The sequence below is a fragment of the Mesorhizobium sp. P160187 genome, from assembly GCF_057766425.1.
Genome location: NZ_JBYMDX010000005.1, coordinates 991,126 through 1,010,083 on the forward strand (window position 1 = coordinate 991,126; position 18,958 = coordinate 1,010,083).

Sequence of the window (18,958 nt, forward strand, 5' to 3'; positions counted from 1 at the left end):
CGCCTTGACCACAAAAACGTCAAAAAAGTATCAGTGAGGTGGACACACCGTGGTGGCGGCTGCATGAATTGCCGCCTAAGCTTCGATCACTGCAGAGAGCGGCAAACGCGGCCTGCGGGAGATGGCACTGCAACTGGTCGCATGACCGGACCGGCGCCGGGAGGAACTGACATGAATCCGGACTTGGAAGTCGTCCAGATCAGACGCGGCGAGTCGTTCAAGGCCTGGGCCCACGGCTACCCCTTCCACACGGTGCGCTGGCACTTCCACCCCGAATACGAAATCCATCACGTCGTCGCCACCACGGGCCATTATTTCGTCGGTGACTTCATCGGCGAGTTCGAGCCCGGCAACCTCGTGCTCACCGGCCCGAACCTGCCGCACAACTGGGTCAGCGACGTGCCGGCAGGCGCCAGCGTGCCGCTGCGCGGCCGCGTCGTGCAGTTCTCGCAAGAGTTCATTGCCGACGCCACCGCCGCGTTGCCGGAACTTGCCGGTTGTGAAAACATTCTCGAGCTCAGCCGCCGCGGCGCGCTGTTCTCCACCGCTACCGCCAAGCTCGCCGCACCTGTGCTGGCCGAACTGGTCGAAGCGCAAGGCGTTCGCCGCATCGCTTTGTTCATGGAACTGATCGATATTCTGAGCCGCGCCGCCGATGTGCGGACGCTCACCAGCGCCAGCTATCTGCCAGATCCCTCAGGCTTCATGTCGGCCGGCGTCAACAAGGCGCTTGCCTATATCAACGCCAACCTGACCGAGCCGTTCAGCGAAAGCGATCTGGCGGCGATTGCCGGGCGCAGCCCGAGCGCGTTTTCGCGCAGCTTCCGCCGTCATACCGGCATGGCGCTGGTGCAGTACGTCAACCGGCTGCGCATCAACCTTGCCTGCCAGTTGCTGATGAGCGAGGCCGACATGCCGATCACCGAGATCTGCTACGCCGCCGGCTACAACAACATCTCGAATTTCAACCGCCAGTTCCTGACCCAGAAAGGCATGTCGCCTTCGCGCTTCAGGGCCCTGCTGGCGGAAAACATCAGCGCGGAGATTGCCGCCTAACAGGGAGGACCGGGAGGAGCCTAGACGTTTACTGAGGTAAGAACGCGGGGTGCGTTGGAGGCGCCCCGTGCTGGAGATCGCTTGTCCCGAAATCCAGAGATATCAAGAGGATGCGCAGCACGGATCAAGTGCTCCGTTGTTCCTCGCAACAGCCCGACTGCAGTCAAGGCCCGGCGCCATGTGGTGTCCAGGGCTTCATGAAACCATTCCTTGAAACGGAGCTATCGAAATGACCAGATTTGCCTGGAAATCGACGGGAGCCATCGCGCTCACTCTTTCTCTTCTTGGCGGCACCGCTGCCTTTGCTGCCCCGGTTACCGACGCCACGGTCGCCTTCTTGATGCCCGACCAAGCCTCGACGCGCTACGAGCAGCACGACTATCCCGGCTTCGTCGCCGAGATGAAAAAACTCTGCCCCGGCTGCAAGGTGATCTACCAGAACGCCGATGCCGACGCCTCGCGCCAGCAGCAGCAGTTCAACTCGGTGATCTCGCAAGGCGCCAAGGCGATCGTGCTCGACCCTGTCGACTCGACCGCCGCCGCCTCGCTGGTCAAGCTGGCGCAGAGCCAGGGCGTCAAGGTCATCGCCTATGATCGCCCGATCCCGACTGCACCTGCCGACTTCTACGTCTCGTTCAACAATGAAGGCATCGGCAAGGCCATTGCCGACTCGCTCGTCGAACACCTCAAGGCGCTGAAGGTCGACCCCGCCAGCGGCGGCCTGCTGCAGATCAACGGATCGCCGACCGACGCGGCCGCCGGGCTGATCAAGAAGGGCATCCATTCCAGCCTCGACAACAGCGGCTACAAGATCCTTGCCGAATACGACACGCCGGAATGGGCGCCGCCGAAGGCGCAGCAATGGGCAAGCGGCCAGATCACCCGCTTCTCCACGCAGATCGTCGGAGTCGTTGCGGCCAATGACGGCACCGGTGGTGGCGCCATCGCCGCCTTCAAGGCCGCCGGTGTCGATCCGGTGCCGCCGGTGACCGGCAACGACGCGACGATCGCCGCACTGCAGCTGATCATCGCCGGCGATCAGTACAACACCATCTCCAAGCCGAGCGAGATCGTTGCGGCGGCTGCCGCCAACGTCGCCGTCCAGCTTCTGTCGGGCGAGACGCCGAAGGCCGAAATGACCCTTTACGACACCCCATCGCAGCTGTTCACGCCGGCGGTGGTGACGCAGGAAAACCTCAAGGCCGAGATCATCGACAAGAAGATCAACACCGCCGAAGAGCTCTGCGTCGACCGCTATGCCGAAGGCTGCAAGAAGCTCGGCATCACAAAGTGACAATGCAGGTCGCCCAAAATCGCGCAGCGGTTTTGGGATAACGACATGCATAAAACGATGACCTAGAATCCTGATCCTGCTTTCCGGCCGCCCTTGCGGTGGCCGGAAGTTCGCAGTCACTCTTGACCGCCCATCCGGAAAGGTTTGCCACCATGTCTGACATCTCTGACGGACCGGTTTCGGCAGGCGAGCTGGTGCTCAGCCTGCGCGGCATCTCGAAGAATTTCGGCGCCGTTTCGGCGCTCACCGATATCGATCTCGATGTCCATGCCGGCGAGGTGGTGGCGCTGGTCGGCGACAATGGCGCCGGCAAGTCGACGCTGGTCAAGATCCTGGCCGGCGTCCACCAGCCGAGCTCGGGGACCATCAATTTCCGCGGCAGGCAGGTGACCATGCCTGACCCGAGTGCCGCGCTGACGCTCGGCATCGCCACCGTTTTCCAGGATCTGGCGTTGTGCGAAAACCTCGACGTCGTCGCCAACATCTTTCTCGGCAAGGAGATCAACCCGCTGCGGCTGGACGAGGTGGCGATGGAAATTCGCGCCTGGACGCTGCTCAACGAATTGTCGGCGCGTATTCCAAGCGTCCGCGAGGCGGTCGCCTCGCTTTCCGGCGGCCAGCGCCAGACCGTGGCGATCGCCCGCTCGCTGCTGCTCGACCCCAAGGTCATCCTCCTCGACGAGCCGACCGCCGCGCTTGGCGTCGCCCAGACGGCGGAAGTGCTGAACCTCATCGACCGGGTGCGCGAGCGTGGGCTCGGCGTGCTGATGATCAGTCACAATATGGAGGACGTGCGCGCCGTCGCCGATCGCATCGTGGTGCTCAGGCTTGGCCGCAACAACGGCGTCTTCGAACCCGACGCCTCGAACCAGGAACTGGTCAGCGCCATCACCGGCGCCGCCAACAATGCAGTGTCGCGCCGCGCCGAACGGCGCAAGGCCGCCGAACAAGCGCACAACCAGGAGCAGCGGCCATGAGCGCGGAGCCCAAGCAGGACACCTCTTCGTCGACGGCGCTCGACCGCAGCGACGTCCGCGTCAAGCACCAGGCCGGCGTCGGTGGCGCCATCAGCGCCTTCTTCGACCGCGTCCGCTCCGGCGACCTCGGCTCGTTGCCGGTCATCGTCGGCCTGGTCATCATCTGGAGCGTGTTCACTGCCCTCAATCCGGTCTTCGTCTCGTCGAGCAATCTGGTCAATCTCCTGTTCGACTGCTCGACCGTCGGCGTCATCGCGCTCGGCATCGTCTGCGTGCTGATGGTCGGCGAGATCGACCTGTCGGTCGGCTCGATCAGCGGCTTTGCCTCGGCCATGGTGGGCACGCTGTGGGTCAACCAGGGCTGGCCGGTGGCGCTCGCCATCCTCGCCGCGATTGCCGTCGGCGGTTTCATCGGCGCGCTCTATGCCTTGCTGTTCAACCGGCTCGGCATGCCAAGCTTCGTCTCGACGCTCGCCGGCCTGCTCGCCGTGCTCGGCCTGCAACTGTATATTCTGGGCTCCACCGGCTCGATCAATCTGCCCTATGGCTCGAACCTGGTGAATTTCGGCCAGTTGCTGGTCATGCCGGACTGGCTGTCCTATGCACTGGCGGCATTGCCCGGCATCGTCATGCTGATAACCGGCCTGCGCACCGTCAGCCGCCGCCGGGCCGTCAATTTGTCGGCGCCGTCGGTCGGCGGCCTCATCGTGCGCGTCGCCGCCCTGACCATCCTGCTCGAACTGATCGTCGGCTATCTCAACCAGGCGCGCGGCATACCGTGGATGTTCGGCCTGTTCGTCGGCCTGGTGGTGGCGATGAACTATGCGCTGACCCGCACCCAATGGGGCCGCTCGATGACCGCCGTCGGCGGCAACCGCGAAGCGGCGCGCCGCGCCGGCATCAAGGTGCGCTCGATCTACCTCAGCGCCTTCGTCATGTGCTCGATGTTTGCCGCCCTCGGCGGCGTGCTGTCGGCGGCGCGGCTGGCCTCCGCCAGCCAGCAGGCCGGCACCGGCGACGTCAACCTCAACGCCATTGCGGCGGCGGTCATAGGCGGCACCAGCCTGTTTGGCGGCCGGGGCAGCGCCTATTCCGCGTTGCTCGGCATCATCGTCATCCAGTCGATCGCCAGCGGGCTGACCTTGCTCGATCTGTCATCGTCGCTTCGCTACATGATCACCGGCGCCGTTCTGGCGATTGCGGTCATCGTCGACTCCCTGGCACGCCGCTCGCGGGTTTCCCACGGCCGCGCCTGAACCAACAGAGAATACGAGGATAGAAGAATGGCTCAGGATTTGAGTGGAAAAGTCGCGGCGATCACCGGCGCCGCGTCGGGCATAGGCCTGGAATGCGCCAGGGCGCTGATTGCCGCGGGCGCCCGCGTCGTGCTCGTTGACCGCGCCGAAGACGCGCTGAAGAGCGTCTGCACCGAACTCGGTCCCAATGCGATCCCGCTGGTGATCGATCTGATGAAGCCGGTCAGCGTCGCCACCATGATGCCGCAGATTCTGGACAAGGTTGGCCAACTCGACATCTTCCACGCCAATGCAGGCGCCTATGTCGGCGGCCCGGTGCTCGACGGCGACCCCGATGCCTGGGACCGCATGCTGAACCTCAACATCAATGCGGTGTTCCGTTCGGTGCACGCCGTACTGCCGCATATGGTCGAGCGCAAGACCGGCGACATCATCGTGACGTCCTCGATCGCCGGTCTGGTGCCGGTGGTCTGGGAGCCGATCTACACAGCGTCGAAACACGCCGTGCAGGCCTTCGTCCATACGGTGCGCCGCCAGGTCGCCCCGCATGGCCTGCGCGTCGGCGCGGTGCAGCCGGGGCCGGTGGTGACAGCGCTGATCAGCGACTGGCCGAAGGACAAGCTTGAGGATGAACTGGCCAAGGGGGGCCTGATTCAACCGGTCGAGGTCGCCGAAGCCGTGCTGTTCATGCTGACGCGGCCAAGGAACGTCACCATCAGGGATCTGGTGATCCTGCCGCAGAGCAATGATTTGTGAGGCAGTAGGCGTTAGGCGCTAGGCGTCAGGCAGTAGGGAATGGGGAGAGGCTCTTGCAACTGACCATTCACTGCCGACCATCTCGCCTACTCCCTACTCCCTACTCCCTACTCCCTACTCCCTACTGCCTAACTTCTGAGGTTCCCCATGTCCCACTTCCTCGGCATCGACGTCGGCACTGGCAGTGCCAGGGCGGGGGTGTTCGACAATAAGGGCACCATGCTTGCCTCGGCGAAGCGCGACATCGCTCTGTTCATCGAGCCCGGCGAAATCGCCGAACAGTCGAGCGAGGACATCTGGCGCGCGGTTTGCGCCAGCGTGCGCGAGGCGGTGACGAAGTCGGGGCTCGCTGGGCGCGACATTGCCGGCATCGGCTTCGACGCCACCTGTTCGCTGGTCGTGGTCGGCAAGGACGGCGCGCCGTTGCCGGTCGGCAGTTCCGGCGACAGCCAGCGCAACATCATCGTCTGGATGGATCACCGAGCGCTCGATCAGGCGCAGCGCATCAATGCCGGCAAGCACGCCGTGCTCGACTATGTCGGCGGCACCATCTCGCCGGAAATGGAAACGCCGAAGCTGCTGTGGCTGCGCGAGAACCTGCCCGCCACCTTCGATGCGGCCGAGCATTTCTTCGACCTCACCGACTATCTGACCTGGCGCTCAACCGGCAGCCTAGCGCGCTCGATCTGCACGCTGACCAGCAAATGGACCTATCTCGGTCATGAGCGGCGCTGGGACGATGCCTATTTCCGTGCCATCGGCCTCGGCGCGCTCGCCGATGAAGGCTTTGCCCGCATCGGCACCGAAATCGTCGAGGGTGGCACGGCACTTGCCCAAGGCCTCACTGAGGCCGCCGCGGCCGATCTCGGTCTGCTGCCGGGAACGCCGGTTGCGGCCGGCCTGATCGATGCCCATGCCGGCGGCGTCGGCACGGTTGGCGGGCAGGGCTCCGTCGGCACCTTGCAGTCGCGCATGGCCTATGTTTTCGGCACCTCGGCCTGCACCATGGCCAGCACCAGCGAGCCGGCCTTCGTGCCCGGCGTCTGGGGCCCGTATTTTTCCTCGATGGTGCCGGGGCTTTGGCTCAATGAAGGCGGGCAATCGGCGGCGGGTGCTGCAATCGACCACCTCGTCGCTTTCCATCCGGCCACGGCTGAGGCATCCGCAAAAGCCAAGGCGGAAGGTCTCGGCCTCACCGCTTGGCTTGGTCAGCAGGCGGCGAAGCAGTCCGCCGACCTGTCCGCCGTAGCGCACCTGGCCGATGGACTGCATGTCGTGCCGGAATTCCTCGGCAACCGCTCGCCCTTCGCCGATCCCGAGTCCAAGGCCTTGATCGCCGGGCTTGGCATGGACACGTCCCTCGACAGTCTGGTCGCGCTCTATGTCGCCGGCCTGCTGGGCATCGGCTATGGCGTTCGCCAGATCCTGGCGGCGATGGCCAAAAAAGGCATTGCCATCGACACTATCGTCGTCAGCGGCGGTGCGGCGCAAAGCGAGCTGGTACGTCAGCTTTTGGCCGACACCACAGGCCTGACCGTCGCCGGTTCGACCTCGCCCGAACCGGTGCTGCTCGGCTCGTCCATATTGGCGGCGGTGGCGGCGCAAAAATATCCCGATGTGATCGCGGCGATGACCGGCATGTCGCGCATCGGCGACATCTATCGCCCGGCCGGTGGCGACCTCGTGCCCTGGCACGACAAGCGCTTCGCCGCCTTCGAATTGCTGCAGCAGGCAGGCCGCGCCATCCGCGATTGAACGGCTTCGCTCACGTCCAGAAATAGCGGACGATGTGGAAGAACACCGGTGCGGCGAAGACCAGGCTGTCGGCGCGGTCCATCATGCCGCCGTGCCCCTCGATCAGGTGACCCCAGTCCTTGACGCCCTGGTCGCGCTTGATCGCCGACGCCACCAGCCCGCCGAGGAACCCCATCAGGCAGGCGATGAAGGCGACGCCTGCCGCCGCGAGCGGCGAGAACGGCGTCAGGAACGACAGCAGCGCGCCGAGCAGGCTCGATGACACCAGCCCGCCGATCAGCCCTTCCCAAGTCTTTGATGGCGAAACGGACGGCGACAAAAAATGCCGGCCGAACAGCTTGCCGAAAATGTATTGCAGCACGTCGCTGCCTTGCACGGTGATGATCAGGAAGGCGATGAGCAGGAGGTTGCGGCCCTCGAAACCGGGCACGTTGAGCGTCAGCAGCGCCGGCACATGGCTGACGCAGTAGACCGAGATCATGACCGCCCATTGCTGCGCGGACACGCGCTCGAGGAAGCGCTCGGTGTCGCCGTTGAGCGCGGTGATCGCCGGCATCAAGAGGAAGCAGTAGACGGGGATGAAGATGGTGAACAGCCCGTACCAGGCGGTCCACACCAGCCAGTACTGGAAGGGAATGATGATGCCGAACATGCCGAGCAGCACCCAGTGGTCGCTGCGCCGGCTGTGCGTCAGCGTCACGAACTCGCGCAGCGCGGCAAACGAGATCAGCGCAAACAGGATGGTCATGCCGGTGCGGCCGAAGAAGAAGGCGACGGTGATCGCCAGCACCATCACCCACCAGGCGTTGATGCGCTGGTTCAAGTTGACGAGCGTCGAGGGCAGCGGCTTCGGCGCCCGCCATGAGAGGATACCGGCAACGATGCTCGCCATGGTCAGCACGCAGATCAGGCCGGCCAGCAGGATGACGGTTTCATGCATTGGCGGCAGTGTCATACGAAGTCTCTTTGCCTGGTCATGCTAGTGGTCCCGATCGGGACGCGGGTTGAGCGACAGCAGCGTCTGGCGCGCGCGCTCGAGGAAGGTGCGGCGTTCTTCGCCGGGCGCGATCGCCACCGGCGGACCGAAGACGACGCGGCACAAAAGCGGCACCGGTAGGAACTGGCCCTTGGGCAGCACGCGCGACATGTTCTCGATCCAGCACGGGATGAGTTCGACATCCGGCCGCGCCATCGACAAATTGTAGAGGCCGGAGCGGAACGGCAGCAGATCCGCCTCCGTCGTGTTGCGAGTGCCTTCGGGAAACAGGATCAGCGAGTGGCCGTCGTCGAGCACCGACAGCATGATCGAGATCGGGTGTTGCGTTTCGTCGGTCCACTGCCGGTGGATGAGCACGGACGACAGCATGTCCTGCGCGATGAAGCGGCGCAGCCGCGACTTGCTCCAATATTCGGCCGCCGCGATCGCATGGGTGCGGGCGCGCACCTTCTCGCTCAGACAGGCCGACAGCAGGATGAAATCACCATGGCTGGCATGGTTGGCGAAGTAGATGCGCTGCCGCTCCGACGGCTGGCTGCCGTTCCAGATTGGCCTGACGCCGGTCACCACCCAGGCCGCCGCCGACAGGCCGACCGAGGTCACCGTCTGCAGCAAGGTGAAGGTGTTGGCGCGAAGGTGGAGCTTTGTCATGGCTCAAACAAACGCTGCGAAAAGGGATGCCGCAGCAAACATGGCGAGTGCTATGCGCTGCCTTGTCAGCAGGCGGCGCGTGCCTGCAATGCGACGGTCAAGCGAGCGGCCGCCGGCAGCGGTGGGCTTCAGGCGCATGCGCGTCAGCACATCGTCGACCGCGGCACCCCCGGCGGCCTCGCTGGCGTGGCTTGCCATCAGCCGGAACAGCAGCGCATCGAACAAAAGCAAGGCCGAAAGTGCCAGCGTGGCCACGGCGCTCGCCGCCGCGACCAGCCAGGCCGCCGCCGACAGCGCTGTCGTCTGCGGTCCGGCCACCAGGCCGATGACCGGCGCTGCCATCACAGCCGCGACCACCAGCAGGATCGGCCACACCGCCTGCACCATCAGCCCGGCGGCGAATATTTCGGCCTTCTCGGGAAAATTGTCGCCACTCATGCCGGCCAACTCATGTCGGTTCTTCCAGCCCCGGTTCTTCCAGCCCCGGTTCATCCAGCCCGATCTGAAGGTGCACGGGCCTGCCCGACGCGGCGAGTTTCTTGCGCGCCTGTGCATCTGTGTGCGAGCGTCCGGTCACAACCAGCCAGTCGGCGACGACGGCTGCACTGCGCTGAAAGCCGAGCGCGCAGCAGACCAGAACGGTGCCGCGCCGGCGCGCCAGCTCGATCGCCGCCACGGCCCGCTCCAGCCTGTCGTGAGGCGGCGCCACGAGGTCGAGCATCGCGTAGCTGATCCAGCGGCAGGTCACGCCGCGCGGCCGTTCCATCTCGCCGGCAAGGTCGATCACTGTGCCGAAGCGGTTGGCCTCGTCGGCACTCGGAAACCGGCCGAGGAAAACACCGTCGGTGATCTCCGCTTGCGGCGCCAGTTGGCGGGTCCATACCCACACATTGATCCGGGCGCCAAGCCGATAGGGCAGGAGCAGGATACGTTTGGCCAGTGAGACGCTACCATCGGCTGCCTTCTGGAACACTTTGGCCCCGGCCCCAGCATAGGCGAAGGCGACGATGGCCAGCGCCAATGCCGGCCACAACAGGATGAGAAAATCGGCGGAGACCAACGCGCCCTCGGCAGCGCCGGCCAGGGCAAGGGCCGCCCCCAGCCCGTAATAACACGCCAGCCGCCGCGCCCTTGGGTCGGCGGTCAACCGAAAACCCCAGAATGGCAGCTCGCCCTTGGACGGAAACAGCCACAGCGCAAACAGGCCGAGCAGGGCGCCGGTCGGAATGTCGATGAAATGATGCTGCCAGGTCGTCAGCACCGAGGCGCCGATGAGAAAACACCAGACGTGCCAGACGGGGCGGAGAATGCCGCCGAGACGGTGACGTGCCAGAACGTGACGCCAATGGTCCCAAATGATCACCAGCAGCGCGATGTGCAGGGACGGCGCCTGGTTGAACGGTTTGTCGAAGCCGCCGAGCACCGCAAACAGGAAGCCCGGCAGGCCGGTGGTTGCCGGCCGCACGAAGGTCGCCGTCAGCGGGAACGCGATGAAGCAGGCGACGGCAATGATCTGCGCCGAGAGATAGCGGCCGGCGAGCCGGTCGACGCCGCGCCTGGTCGTGTTGAGCAACAGCGATAGGCCGTAGAACAGATTGATCGACCAGTAGGGCACGATCGTCCAGGCGACGAGCGGGACGGCGTGCTCCCAAGCGTAGACGATGCTGCCGACATGGTCGCGCCGCGATGCCAGCCAGTTGGCAAAGCCGTAGGTCGCGTAGAAGAACGGCGCCAGCAGGACCAGCCAAAGGGCGGCCCTCAGCACGATGCCCAAATAGGGTTCCCGCGCCGGGGCAGGGTCAGTGACAGGCAGGGCCATGGTCTCAGACGCGCCGTGCGACCGAGACGGTGAAGATGCCCCATTGGTCGATGCGCTGGTCGATCTTCTCGAAACCGGCCGCCCTCACTAACTGGTCCATCTCGCCTTGCGTGCGCCGCCGCATCACCCAGGCCTGGCCGCCGCGATGCGAGGTCAGGCTGCGCGCGATCATCTCCAGCTGCGGATGCCATGGCTGATTGGTGTAGACGAGCAGGTTGCCGGGCTGCATGGCGCTCGCCAGTCCACCGAGCGAACGGGAAATCAGTGCATTGTCGGCGAACAATTCGTAGAGCCCGGAGACGATGGCGAGGTCCGGCGCCGGCTTTTGCCCGGCCAGCATGTCGGCATCGAAGGCGTCGGCCTGATGGAAGGTGACGCTGGTCGGCAGCTGCCGCTCGGCGATCAGCTTCGAACCCAACCCGACATTGAGCTCGGAATAATCCTGCAGCCGCACGCTTGCCGGCGGTTCAGTGCATTTTGCGACGGCATCGAGCACATAACGGCCGTGACCGGCGGCGATGTCGAGCATGTGGACGGGACGGCCGGCTGCCTTCAGGCTGGCGGCGGCGTTGCCGATCAGCTCTTCCAGATGCAGCTTGCGCTGGCGGATGCCGCGCCAGCCGATGGCGTCGAGGAAGGTGCGGTCGATCATGCGGCCGATGAAGCCGATGCCGCGCGCGTCGTTCTCGTAGACATAGTCGAGCGTCGAGCCGGAATCGAAGCCGGTGGCGATGCCAATCTTCATGCCCGAAGACAGCCAGGCGCCGATGCCGATCGAGGCGCGGCTTATCGCCCAGTAGATACCCTTTGGCGACAGCAGCGCCAGCGGCGAGGCCAGCCTCTCGGCCTCGTCGCGGGTGTAGCCGGCGCGGTCGGCCTGAAGCAAGTCGATGGTTTTCTCCGGCGTGGCAAATTGCTTTTCGAGGAATGGCCGGATCAGGTCCAGCGCCTGCTTGCGATCGCGCTCGCCCAGCGTGTCGTGGAAGAAGCCGGGCAGCACATGCCGCTCCTTGGCGCTGCTGCCGAGATTGACGAAGAACTCGTGCTGCGGTCCATGCCGCACCACCCAATCGCTGCCGGAGATCAAGAGCTGCGTCGGCACGGTGATGGCGCGCGCGTCCGAGACGATGCGGGCAGCGTGGTCGTAAAGCTCGACCAGGATGTTGGAGGCGATCGGTCGCGTGATCAGCGGATCGGCGTCGAAGGAAGCGATGCGCTCGGCATCATGCGTCAGGAACTTCGCCTTGACGTAGGAATTGACGAAGAAGCGGCCCTTGAGCTTCTGCCACAGCGCAATGCCCTCTTTGGCGAAGGGCACGTAGAGCTTGACCGAAAAGGCCGGTGAAGCCACCACCAGCGCGCGGATGTCGGGCGCATAGTCATGCACCCAGGCAGCAGCCAGCACGGCGCCGAACGACTGCGCGATCAGCGCGATGTCGCGCTGGCCAAAACCATCCCGGCCGATCTCACGCACCAGGCAGTCGATGTCACGAACCAGGGCGGCAAAGGATGGCGCATAGCCGCGCTCGCCGGCCGAGCGGCCATTGCCGCGCACGTCCCAGGCGTAGAAGGCATGGTCGGGCATGGCGAGTTCGTCGACCAGATGCGCCATGCGGCCGCCATGCTCGTGGCCGCGATGGAACAGAAGGATCGCACCCTTTGGCGTCGACCCGGCGGCCGGCCAGTAGCGGTAGAAGATCTCGGTGCCGTCATGGCTCTTGAACGTGCGCTCCAGCGCGATGCGCTCGAGGCTTGCCGGTGCTCCGGCTGCAATGGTCTGGTGGATCATGGTTTCCCTCTGGCGGTCGGGCGCCTGACGCTTTGGCATCATGCGCCGCCCGCTCTAAGGCCGCCGCGTATCCGGTTGATGGCGGTTACGACTGACAGTGTAGCCATGACCGGAAACACAAAGGGCACAATCGCTTGGAACCACAGGCCGCAGGCGATGAGGAAGGCGATGACGCCGAGCGCCAGGGCCCGGTCGCTCTTGCCGAACGGCCCGGCATAGTTGCGCCCGCTGCCTGCGGCAACGCCAAGCACGCCGGCGAACTCGACCAGCATGGCGGTAATAGCGAAGGCGACGACACTCCAGGCCGGGAACAAGGTGGCAAAGGCCAGGATCAGCGCCAAGTCCGAGACCACGTCGCAGAGTTCGTTGAGATACATGCCGAGTTTTGATGCTTGCCCATGTTCCCTGGCCAGCATCCCGTCAATGGCGTTGAGCGCCATGCGCACGAACAGCACCACCGGCATCAAGAGGAAAACCAGGGGATGGAAGGCAAAGGCCGCGACCACCAGGCCGGTGGCGATGGAGAGCGCGGCGGCGAGAAGCGTGATCTGGTTGGCGGTGACGCCGGCATCGGCCAGCCGGTCGGCCAGCGGCCGCAGCCTGGCCTGAAAGGCCGGTTTCAGTTGATAAAGCGTTGGCATGTGCGATCCCCCAACCGCGGCTCATGACAGTGTCGGCGAGATTGGTCAATCGGCAGGCAGGGCGCAAGGGCTCGCACCAGCATCCGCACCGTTGCGGGACTCGAAACTCCCGGCATGGATGCAGAGGCGCAGCCGAAGATCTCGGCCAAGCAGGATGTTGCGCGCTACAAACCGCCTCGCAAAGGAGAGCTTTACAAATATTCGTACTTATGTGAAGTAAATCACTGAAAGGTCGATCATGACAAACAGTCGCTTCGCCACCCGCCTGAATTCCTTCGCCTCGCGGCCGCAAGCCGAATGGCCTGATCTCACCGGCAAGCCGTCCATGCTGCAGATGGCCACTCGCGCGGCCAAGGTCGACGGGTTGACCGATCTTGATCTTAATTTCCCCGACCATGTCAGTGAAAAGCCGGCTGAAATCGCCCGAAAGCTCGGCGGTCTCGGGCTTTCCATCAATGGCTTTGCCATGCGTTACTACTCCAATCCGGCCTTCAAGCTCGGCGCCTTCACCAATCCGGACCCGGCGGTGCGCCGCGAAGCCATCGACTTGACCAAGGCCGGTATCGATGCGGTGCGCGCGGCCGGCGCCAGTCTGATGACGCTGTGGCTGGGCCAGGATGGCTTCGACTATGCATTTCAAACTGACTATGCGACGCTCTGGCAGCACGAAATCGAGGGGATTCGTGAAGTTGCCGCGCATGATCCCGGCTGCCAGATCAGCCTGGAGTACAAGCCTAACGAACCGCGCTCCTACTCGCTGATGCCGGATGCCGCGACCACCTTGCTGGCGATCCGCGAGGTCGGCCTACCCAATCTCGGCGTCACGCTTGATTTCGCCCATGTGCTCTATGCCGACGAACAGCCGGCTTTCGCCGCGGCGCTGATCGCTCGCCACAGCAAGCTGCTCGGCGTCCATCTCAACGATGGCTATGCCAAGCGCGACGACGGCCTGATGGTCGGCGCGGTGCACACGCTGCAGACCATCGAACTGCTGCGCCAGATCCGCCGCGACGGCTACGCCGGCGCCATCTACTTCGACACCTTCCCCGACATGACCGGGCTCGATCCGGTGCGCGAATGCGAAGTCAACATCGCCACCGTCAAGCGCCTGCTGCGCGTTGTCGACCGGCTGGAGAAGGATAACCGCCTGTCCGCCGCCATGGACAGCCAGGACGCCGTGACGTCGCAGGCTATCGTCCAGGAAGCCATGCTCGGGTCGTGACGAGGGGACGTGGATGACGTTGAGCAATCTCGATCCGAAAGCCGTGGGGCCGCGCATCCGCATGATGATGCCGCATCTCACCCCGCTTGAGGCCAAGGTGGTGGAAACCGTCTTCGGCCGGCGCGGTTTCGACGAGACCATTCCGCTCAAGCAGATCGCCGAGGAGGCCGGCGTGTCGGAGGCGATGGTGGTCAAGATCGCCAAGAAACTCGGCTTCTCCGGCTACCGCGACTTCCGCACCGCCGTCTATGAATACAGCCGCCTCCCGACCGCCGAGATGCACCAGGAACTGTCGGTCGACGACAGCTCGGCCGAGATCGTGCAGAAAGTGTTCCGCACCTCGATCCAGGCGCTGGAGGAGACGCTCGCGATCCTCGACATGGACGATTTCGACCGTGCCGCCGATCTGCTCTACCGCGCCAGGAACCGCGATTTCTATGGTGTCGGCGGCTCCGCCCAGATCGCCCGCGACGTCTCGCACAAATTCCTGCGCATCGGCATCCGCGCGTCTGTCTATGACGACTCGCACATGATGCTGATGTCGGCCTCGCTGCTCGGCGCCGACGACATCGCCGTCGGCTTTTCGCATTCCGGCAACACGTCGGCCGTCATCGACGCCATCCATCTTGCCCGCAAGAGCGGCGCCCGCACGCTGGCCATCACCAACTACGACAACTCGCCGCTGGCCCGGATTGCCGACATCGTGCTGTGCTCGACCGCGCAAGGCTCGCCGCTGATGGGCGAAAACGCAGCGGCGCGCATCGCGCAACTCAACATCCTCGACGCTTTGTTCGTGGCGGTGGCGCAGCGCGACTACCAGGCGGCGGAGCGCAATCTCGGCCGCACCATGTCGGCGGTCACCTCGAAACGAAAAGACCGGGGCACATGACGGTTCCGCTGGTCACCGTCTTCGGCAGCCTGCACTACGACATCATGGTCGACGCGCCCGACCGTCCACGCAAGGGCGAGACGGTGACCGGCCATGCCTGGCAGCCGAAATGCGGTGGCAAGGGCGGCAACCAGGCGGTCTCGGCGGCACGCGCCGGCGTGCGTGCGGCGATGATCGGCGCCGTCGGCGACGACGATTTCGGCACGGCGCTGCTGGCCAATCTAGATCGCGCCGGCGTCGATCGCCGCTTCGTGCGCGTGGCGGCAGGCGCAGGCTCCGGCATGAGCGTGGCGATCTTCGACAGCGATGGCGACTATGGTGCGGTGATCGTCTCCGGCAGCAATCTCACGCTGGACGATGATGACGTCGTGGCAGCAAGGGAGGTGGTGGTACAGACGGCAGTGCTGTTGCTGCAAAACGAAGTGCCCGACGCCGCAAACATCGCTGCCGCGCGCGCGGTGAAGGCATCCGGCGGCCGCGTCGTGCTCAACGCCGCACCGGCGCGAACACTGTCGGCCGAATTGACCGCGCTGATAGACATCGTCATCGTCAACGCCATCGAAGCGGAATTTTTGGCCGGCGTTCCGGTCGTCGATACGCTCGCCGGCGCAACCGAAGCCGCGCGGCGGCTGATCGATACCTACCCCTCGGCGATCGTCACCGCCGGCGGCGAAGGCGTCGCCTATTGCGACCGGATCGGCGCGGCCTTCGCGCTGGCGGCCATTCCGGTAAAAGTCGTCAGCACCCATGGCGCCGGCGACGAATTCGTCGGCGCCTTCGCGGCAGGCCTCGCCCGTGGCCATCCGATGGAAGCGGCGATCGCCACGGCCAATGCCGCCGCCGCCTCGCTGGTGGCGACACCGGAGGGAAAGCGCAGCTCGCGTTGAAAACTCAGGCCGCATATTGCCGCCTCCAAACCCGTGCCCCCGTCGATGAGCGAAACGGCAAACCGGGCGCGGCGAGAACCTGCTTGGCTTTGCCCTGATGGAGGCGCGGGACCAAGCTGCGTGGTCGAAAGTAGGGAGCTTCAGTCCGCTTCGCCGGCCGAACTTTTGCCGCACTGCGCCAGCACCTTACCGATCGCAGCGCTCGAGCCCGTCAGCGGAAAGCTGTTCTCGCCATATTTGTCGGCCGTAACCGTGACGTCGCCCTTGCTGCGCAACAGGCCGAGCAGTGGATCGTCTTTGCTCAGCTCAGCCGTGAAGTAATTATACATGGCCTCGAGGTCGAGCTTTTTGGTCACGCTCTTGTCACCGCCCTTGAAGGTGAAGGAAGCGCTGATGCCGGGTTCCAGCTGCTGGCCGGCCGCACCCAGATCGTAGCTCAGCACCGGCTTGTCGAAACAGACGAGCATCAGATGCGCATCGGCCTTCGGTCCGCCGCACACCGAAGCCGTCAGCACGCTGCCGCCTTCGTCTTCTTCCATCTTGGCGCTCCAGTTGCAGGACGCGGCAAAAGCCGGCTGCGCGGCTTGCAGCGCGGCCAGAACGGAACCTGCCATCATGAACTTCGCCAATGCACTTTGCATGATCCCCTCCCAAGCTACATTCAACGAGATCATACAGGACAAAAGGCCTGGTGACAGCGGCATATGCCGTCTTAGCCCCCGGCGCGCCCCATTGATCAAGCCTTTGAGACCGGCCTCGACGTCCAGGGCGGCTCCGGCGCGAAGCGCTTGCCGATCCACTCGGCGAAGGCGCGTGTCTTGGCGGCTTGTCCCTTGGCCGAGGGCATGACGACATAGACCGCGCCTTCGTCGGCCAGCGTCCAGTCCGCCAGCACCGGCACCAGCCGTCCGTCGGCGAGTTCGCGTCCGACAAGCCAGTCGGTGCTCATCATCAGGCCGAGGCCTTGCACCGCGGCTTCGACCAGCACCTCGGCATCGTCGCACACCATCGGCCCCGAGACGTCGACGTTGACGCGGCGTCCCGAACTGTCGGTCATCTCCCAGGTTGGAAAGGTCTGGAAGCCGGAGAAGCCGAGGCAGGCGTGTTCTGTGAGCGCTTCCGGCGCTTCCGGCGTGCCCCGGCGGGCGACGTAGGAGGGAGCAGCGCACAGCAACCGCCGCCGTGTCGCGATCTTGCGCGCCACCAGGCGCGAGTCCTCCAGCGCGCCGAGACGGACGGCGACATCGAAGTTCTCTGCAACGAGATCGACGAACCGGTTGGAGAACTTGGCCTCGATGCTGACATCCGGGAACGTCGCTAGAAATTGCGGCAGCAGCGGCCCGATCCACATACGGCCAAAGGTTCCCGGCAGCGCCAGCCGCAGCAAGCCGCGCGGCGTCCCGCTGGCATGCGCGGAAGCAGCAGCCTCGGCTTCGTCTACCGAGGCCAGGATGGCGCGGACGCGTATCAGGAACTCCGCTCCCGCCTCCGTCAACGATACGCTTCGGGTGGTCCGGTGCAGCAGCCGCACGCCGAGCCGCTGCTCCAGCGATTGCAGGCGGCGTGACAGAACCGTCGAGTCGCGCCCGACGCGCAACGCTGCCTTGGTGAAGGAGCGCGCTTCGGCGATGGCCGCAAAGGCGGCCATTTCGGCAAGGCTGGCGGGGTCGTGTGATTGCTGCATAAAGCACAGGACTCAAATGTAAAAATTCCGGATTATCTGCTTGTAGCGCAGCAGATAGCTTCACTCAATCCTGATGATTGACCCCTTAAACAGGAATGCGTGAGCCATGAAAGCCATCGAACTTACCGCCGCCAAGCTGGACGCCTTTCGCGCCACCACCATTGCCACGCCTGAACCGCAGCGCGGCGAAGTGCTGATCCGCCAGCGCGCCGCGAGCCTGAATTTCGTCGATATGGCGGTGGCCAGCGGCAATTATCGCGTGCCCGGCTTTCCGCTCATTCCCGTCGCCGACGGCGCCGGCGAGATCGTCGCGCTGGGGGAGGGCGTTACGGATTTCGCCGTCGGCGATCGCGTCGTTGCCCATGCCAAGCCGCGCTGGATCGGCGGTCCGCCCCGGCCTAACGAGATGACACAGATGCGCGGAATTTCGCTGCCGGGGTCGCTCGCCGAATATGTCGCGCTGCCGGCCAACTCGCTCGTGCCGGTACCGGCTCGTCTCTCCTTCGAGGCGGCGTCGACGCTGCCGATCGCCGGGACCACCGCCTGGAACGCCGTCCGCGCCGCCGATGTCGGGCCGGGCTCGGTCGTCGTGCTGCTCGGCACCGGCGGCGTCTCCATCTTCACCCTGCAACTGGCGAAAGCCGCCGGCGCCACCGTCATCATCACTTCTTCGTCGGACGAGAAGCTGGGGCGGGCGAAGGCACTCGGCGCCGATCATCTCATCAACTACCGCGCGACGCCCGACTGGGACGGCAAGGTGCTGGAACTGACCGGCGGCCTCGGCGCCGACCTCGTCGTCGAGACCGCCGGCACCGCCACCTTCGCCCGCGCCGTCAACGCCACCGCGCCTGGCGGCACGCTGTTCACCATCGGTTTCGTCACCGGCGCCGAGGCCACGGTCGACCTGCTGCCGATCATCATCAAGGCGCTGAAGGTGGTCGGCAATAACACCGGGTCGGTATCTGACCTTCGCGCCGCCGTCCGCGCCATCGCCGCCGCCCGCATCGACCCGGTCGTCGACAAGGTGTTCAGCCAGGAGCAGGCGGCCGAAGCCTACGCGCACATGTCGGCAGGCGGGCAGCATTTCGGCAAGCTTGCCTTTTCGTTGGAGTGGTAGCCCACGGCTGGTGCGACGTTTTGGGTTGGCGAAAGCGGTTGAGCGCGTAATCTCCCCACTCGAGGGGGAGATGGCCGCGAAGCGGTCAGAGGGGGTCGGTCCGACCGGGCTCGACCTACTGCGGCGGAAGGAGGTTGGCGCTCTACGAGAGGCGACCCCCTCTGTCGC

At 65.0% G+C, this 18,958-nt stretch carries 18 protein-coding genes; 10 read left to right on the top strand and 8 right to left on the bottom strand.

The window, feature by feature from the left end; genetic code table 11:
• Positions 1-171 precede the first annotated feature (171 nt).
• From AC3CCE_RS29600 to AC3CCE_RS29625, 6 genes are all read left to right on the top strand, one after another.
• Complete coding sequence (locus AC3CCE_RS29600) at positions 172-1,056, top strand: AraC family transcriptional regulator (RefSeq protein ID WP_023672497.1); 885 nt, start codon at positions 172-174, stop codon at positions 1,054-1,056.
• A gap of 229 nt (positions 1,057-1,285) precedes the next feature.
• On the top strand, positions 1,286-2,350 hold the full coding sequence (locus tag AC3CCE_RS29605; RefSeq protein WP_023672498.1) for an ABC transporter substrate-binding protein: 1,065 nt from the start codon (positions 1,286-1,288) through the stop codon (positions 2,348-2,350).
• Positions 2,351-2,502: 152 nt separating this feature from the next.
• Positions 2,503-3,327 carry an ATP-binding cassette domain-containing protein gene (locus tag AC3CCE_RS29610; protein WP_023688990.1) on the top strand — a complete coding sequence of 275 codons (825 nt, stop codon included), beginning with the start codon at positions 2,503-2,505 and terminating at the stop codon, positions 3,325-3,327.
• The gene (locus AC3CCE_RS29615; RefSeq protein ID WP_023821252.1) at positions 3,324-4,583 is read left to right on the top strand and encodes a sugar ABC transporter permease; all 1,260 of its coding nucleotides are present in this window, start codon (positions 3,324-3,326) and stop codon (positions 4,581-4,583) included. Before AC3CCE_RS29610 ends, AC3CCE_RS29615 begins: the two co-directional genes overlap by 4 nt.
• Before the next feature lie 27 nt (positions 4,584-4,610).
• Positions 4,611-5,339: an SDR family oxidoreductase gene (locus AC3CCE_RS29620; RefSeq protein ID WP_352625830.1), complete on the top strand. Its 729-nt coding sequence runs from the start codon at positions 4,611-4,613 to the stop codon at positions 5,337-5,339.
• A gap of 147 nt (positions 5,340-5,486) precedes the next feature.
• On the top strand, positions 5,487-7,094 hold the full coding sequence (locus tag AC3CCE_RS29625; protein ID WP_352625831.1) for an FGGY-family carbohydrate kinase: 1,608 nt from the start codon (positions 5,487-5,489) through the stop codon (positions 7,092-7,094).
• A gap of 10 nt (positions 7,095-7,104) precedes the next feature.
• On the opposite strand, the gene AC3CCE_RS29630 is transcribed toward AC3CCE_RS29625, so the two are convergent.
• Genes AC3CCE_RS29630 through AC3CCE_RS29655 form a run of 6 tightly spaced genes read right to left on the bottom strand, consistent with a single transcriptional unit; the run spans position 7,105 to position 12,991 of the window.
• Positions 7,105-8,034 carry a phosphatidate cytidylyltransferase gene (locus tag AC3CCE_RS29630; RefSeq protein WP_031201228.1) on the bottom strand — a complete coding sequence of 310 codons (930 nt, stop codon included), beginning with the start codon at positions 8,032-8,034 and terminating at the stop codon, positions 7,105-7,107.
• A gap of 39 nt (positions 8,035-8,073) precedes the next feature.
• The gene (locus AC3CCE_RS29635) at positions 8,074-8,742 is read right to left on the bottom strand and encodes a lysophospholipid acyltransferase family protein (RefSeq protein ID WP_352625832.1); all 669 of its coding nucleotides are present in this window, start codon (positions 8,740-8,742) and stop codon (positions 8,074-8,076) included.
• 3 nt (positions 8,743-8,745) lie between these two features.
• A complete protein-coding gene (locus AC3CCE_RS29640; RefSeq protein WP_023751873.1) occupies positions 8,746-9,180 on the bottom strand; it encodes a hypothetical protein in 435 nt (144 codons plus the stop codon).
• Between the two features lie 10 nt (positions 9,181-9,190).
• Complete coding sequence (locus tag AC3CCE_RS29645; protein ID WP_352625833.1) at positions 9,191-10,561, bottom strand: phosphatase PAP2/dual specificity phosphatase family protein; 1,371 nt, start codon at positions 10,559-10,561, stop codon at positions 9,191-9,193.
• Between the two features lie 4 nt (positions 10,562-10,565).
• Positions 10,566-12,347, bottom strand: a complete 1,782-nt coding sequence (locus AC3CCE_RS29650; protein WP_488377248.1) for a bifunctional alpha/beta hydrolase/class I SAM-dependent methyltransferase — start codon at positions 12,345-12,347, stop codon at positions 10,566-10,568.
• A gap of 41 nt (positions 12,348-12,388) precedes the next feature.
• Positions 12,389-12,991, bottom strand: a complete 603-nt coding sequence (locus AC3CCE_RS29655; protein WP_352625834.1) for a CDP-alcohol phosphatidyltransferase family protein — start codon at positions 12,989-12,991, stop codon at positions 12,389-12,391.
• A gap of 238 nt (positions 12,992-13,229) precedes the next feature.
• Here AC3CCE_RS29655 and AC3CCE_RS29660 point away from each other — a divergent pair, with 238 nt between their 5' ends.
• Genes AC3CCE_RS29660 through AC3CCE_RS29670 form a run of 3 tightly spaced genes read left to right on the top strand, consistent with a single transcriptional unit; the run spans position 13,230 to position 15,989 of the window.
• Complete coding sequence (locus AC3CCE_RS29660; RefSeq protein ID WP_352625835.1) at positions 13,230-14,213, top strand: TIM barrel protein; 984 nt, start codon at positions 13,230-13,232, stop codon at positions 14,211-14,213.
• Positions 14,214-14,226: 13 nt separating this feature from the next.
• Positions 14,227-15,102 (top strand): MurR/RpiR family transcriptional regulator, encoded by an 876-nt coding sequence (locus AC3CCE_RS29665; RefSeq protein ID WP_352625836.1) that lies wholly within the window; start codon positions 14,227-14,229, stop codon positions 15,100-15,102.
• Positions 15,099-15,989 carry a ribokinase gene (locus tag AC3CCE_RS29670; protein ID WP_023814860.1) on the top strand — a complete coding sequence of 297 codons (891 nt, stop codon included), beginning with the start codon at positions 15,099-15,101 and terminating at the stop codon, positions 15,987-15,989. Before AC3CCE_RS29665 ends, AC3CCE_RS29670 begins: the two co-directional genes overlap by 4 nt.
• Positions 15,990-16,129: 140 nt before the next feature.
• Here AC3CCE_RS29670 and AC3CCE_RS29675 read toward each other — a convergent pair whose 3' ends face one another.
• Both AC3CCE_RS29675 and AC3CCE_RS29680 read right to left on the bottom strand, forming a co-directional pair.
• Positions 16,130-16,630, bottom strand: coding sequence for a hypothetical protein (locus tag AC3CCE_RS29675; RefSeq protein ID WP_245260094.1), 501 nt, complete (start codon positions 16,628-16,630; stop codon positions 16,130-16,132).
• A 95-nt stretch (positions 16,631-16,725) separates the two neighbouring features.
• On the bottom strand, positions 16,726-17,673 hold the full coding sequence (locus AC3CCE_RS29680; RefSeq protein WP_352625837.1) for a LysR family transcriptional regulator: 948 nt from the start codon (positions 17,671-17,673) through the stop codon (positions 16,726-16,728).
• A gap of 106 nt (positions 17,674-17,779) precedes the next feature.
• Here AC3CCE_RS29680 and AC3CCE_RS29685 point away from each other — a divergent pair, with 106 nt between their 5' ends.
• A complete protein-coding gene (locus tag AC3CCE_RS29685; RefSeq protein WP_352625838.1) occupies positions 17,780-18,790 on the top strand; it encodes a zinc-dependent alcohol dehydrogenase family protein in 1,011 nt (336 codons plus the stop codon).
• Positions 18,791-18,958 lie beyond the last annotated feature (168 nt).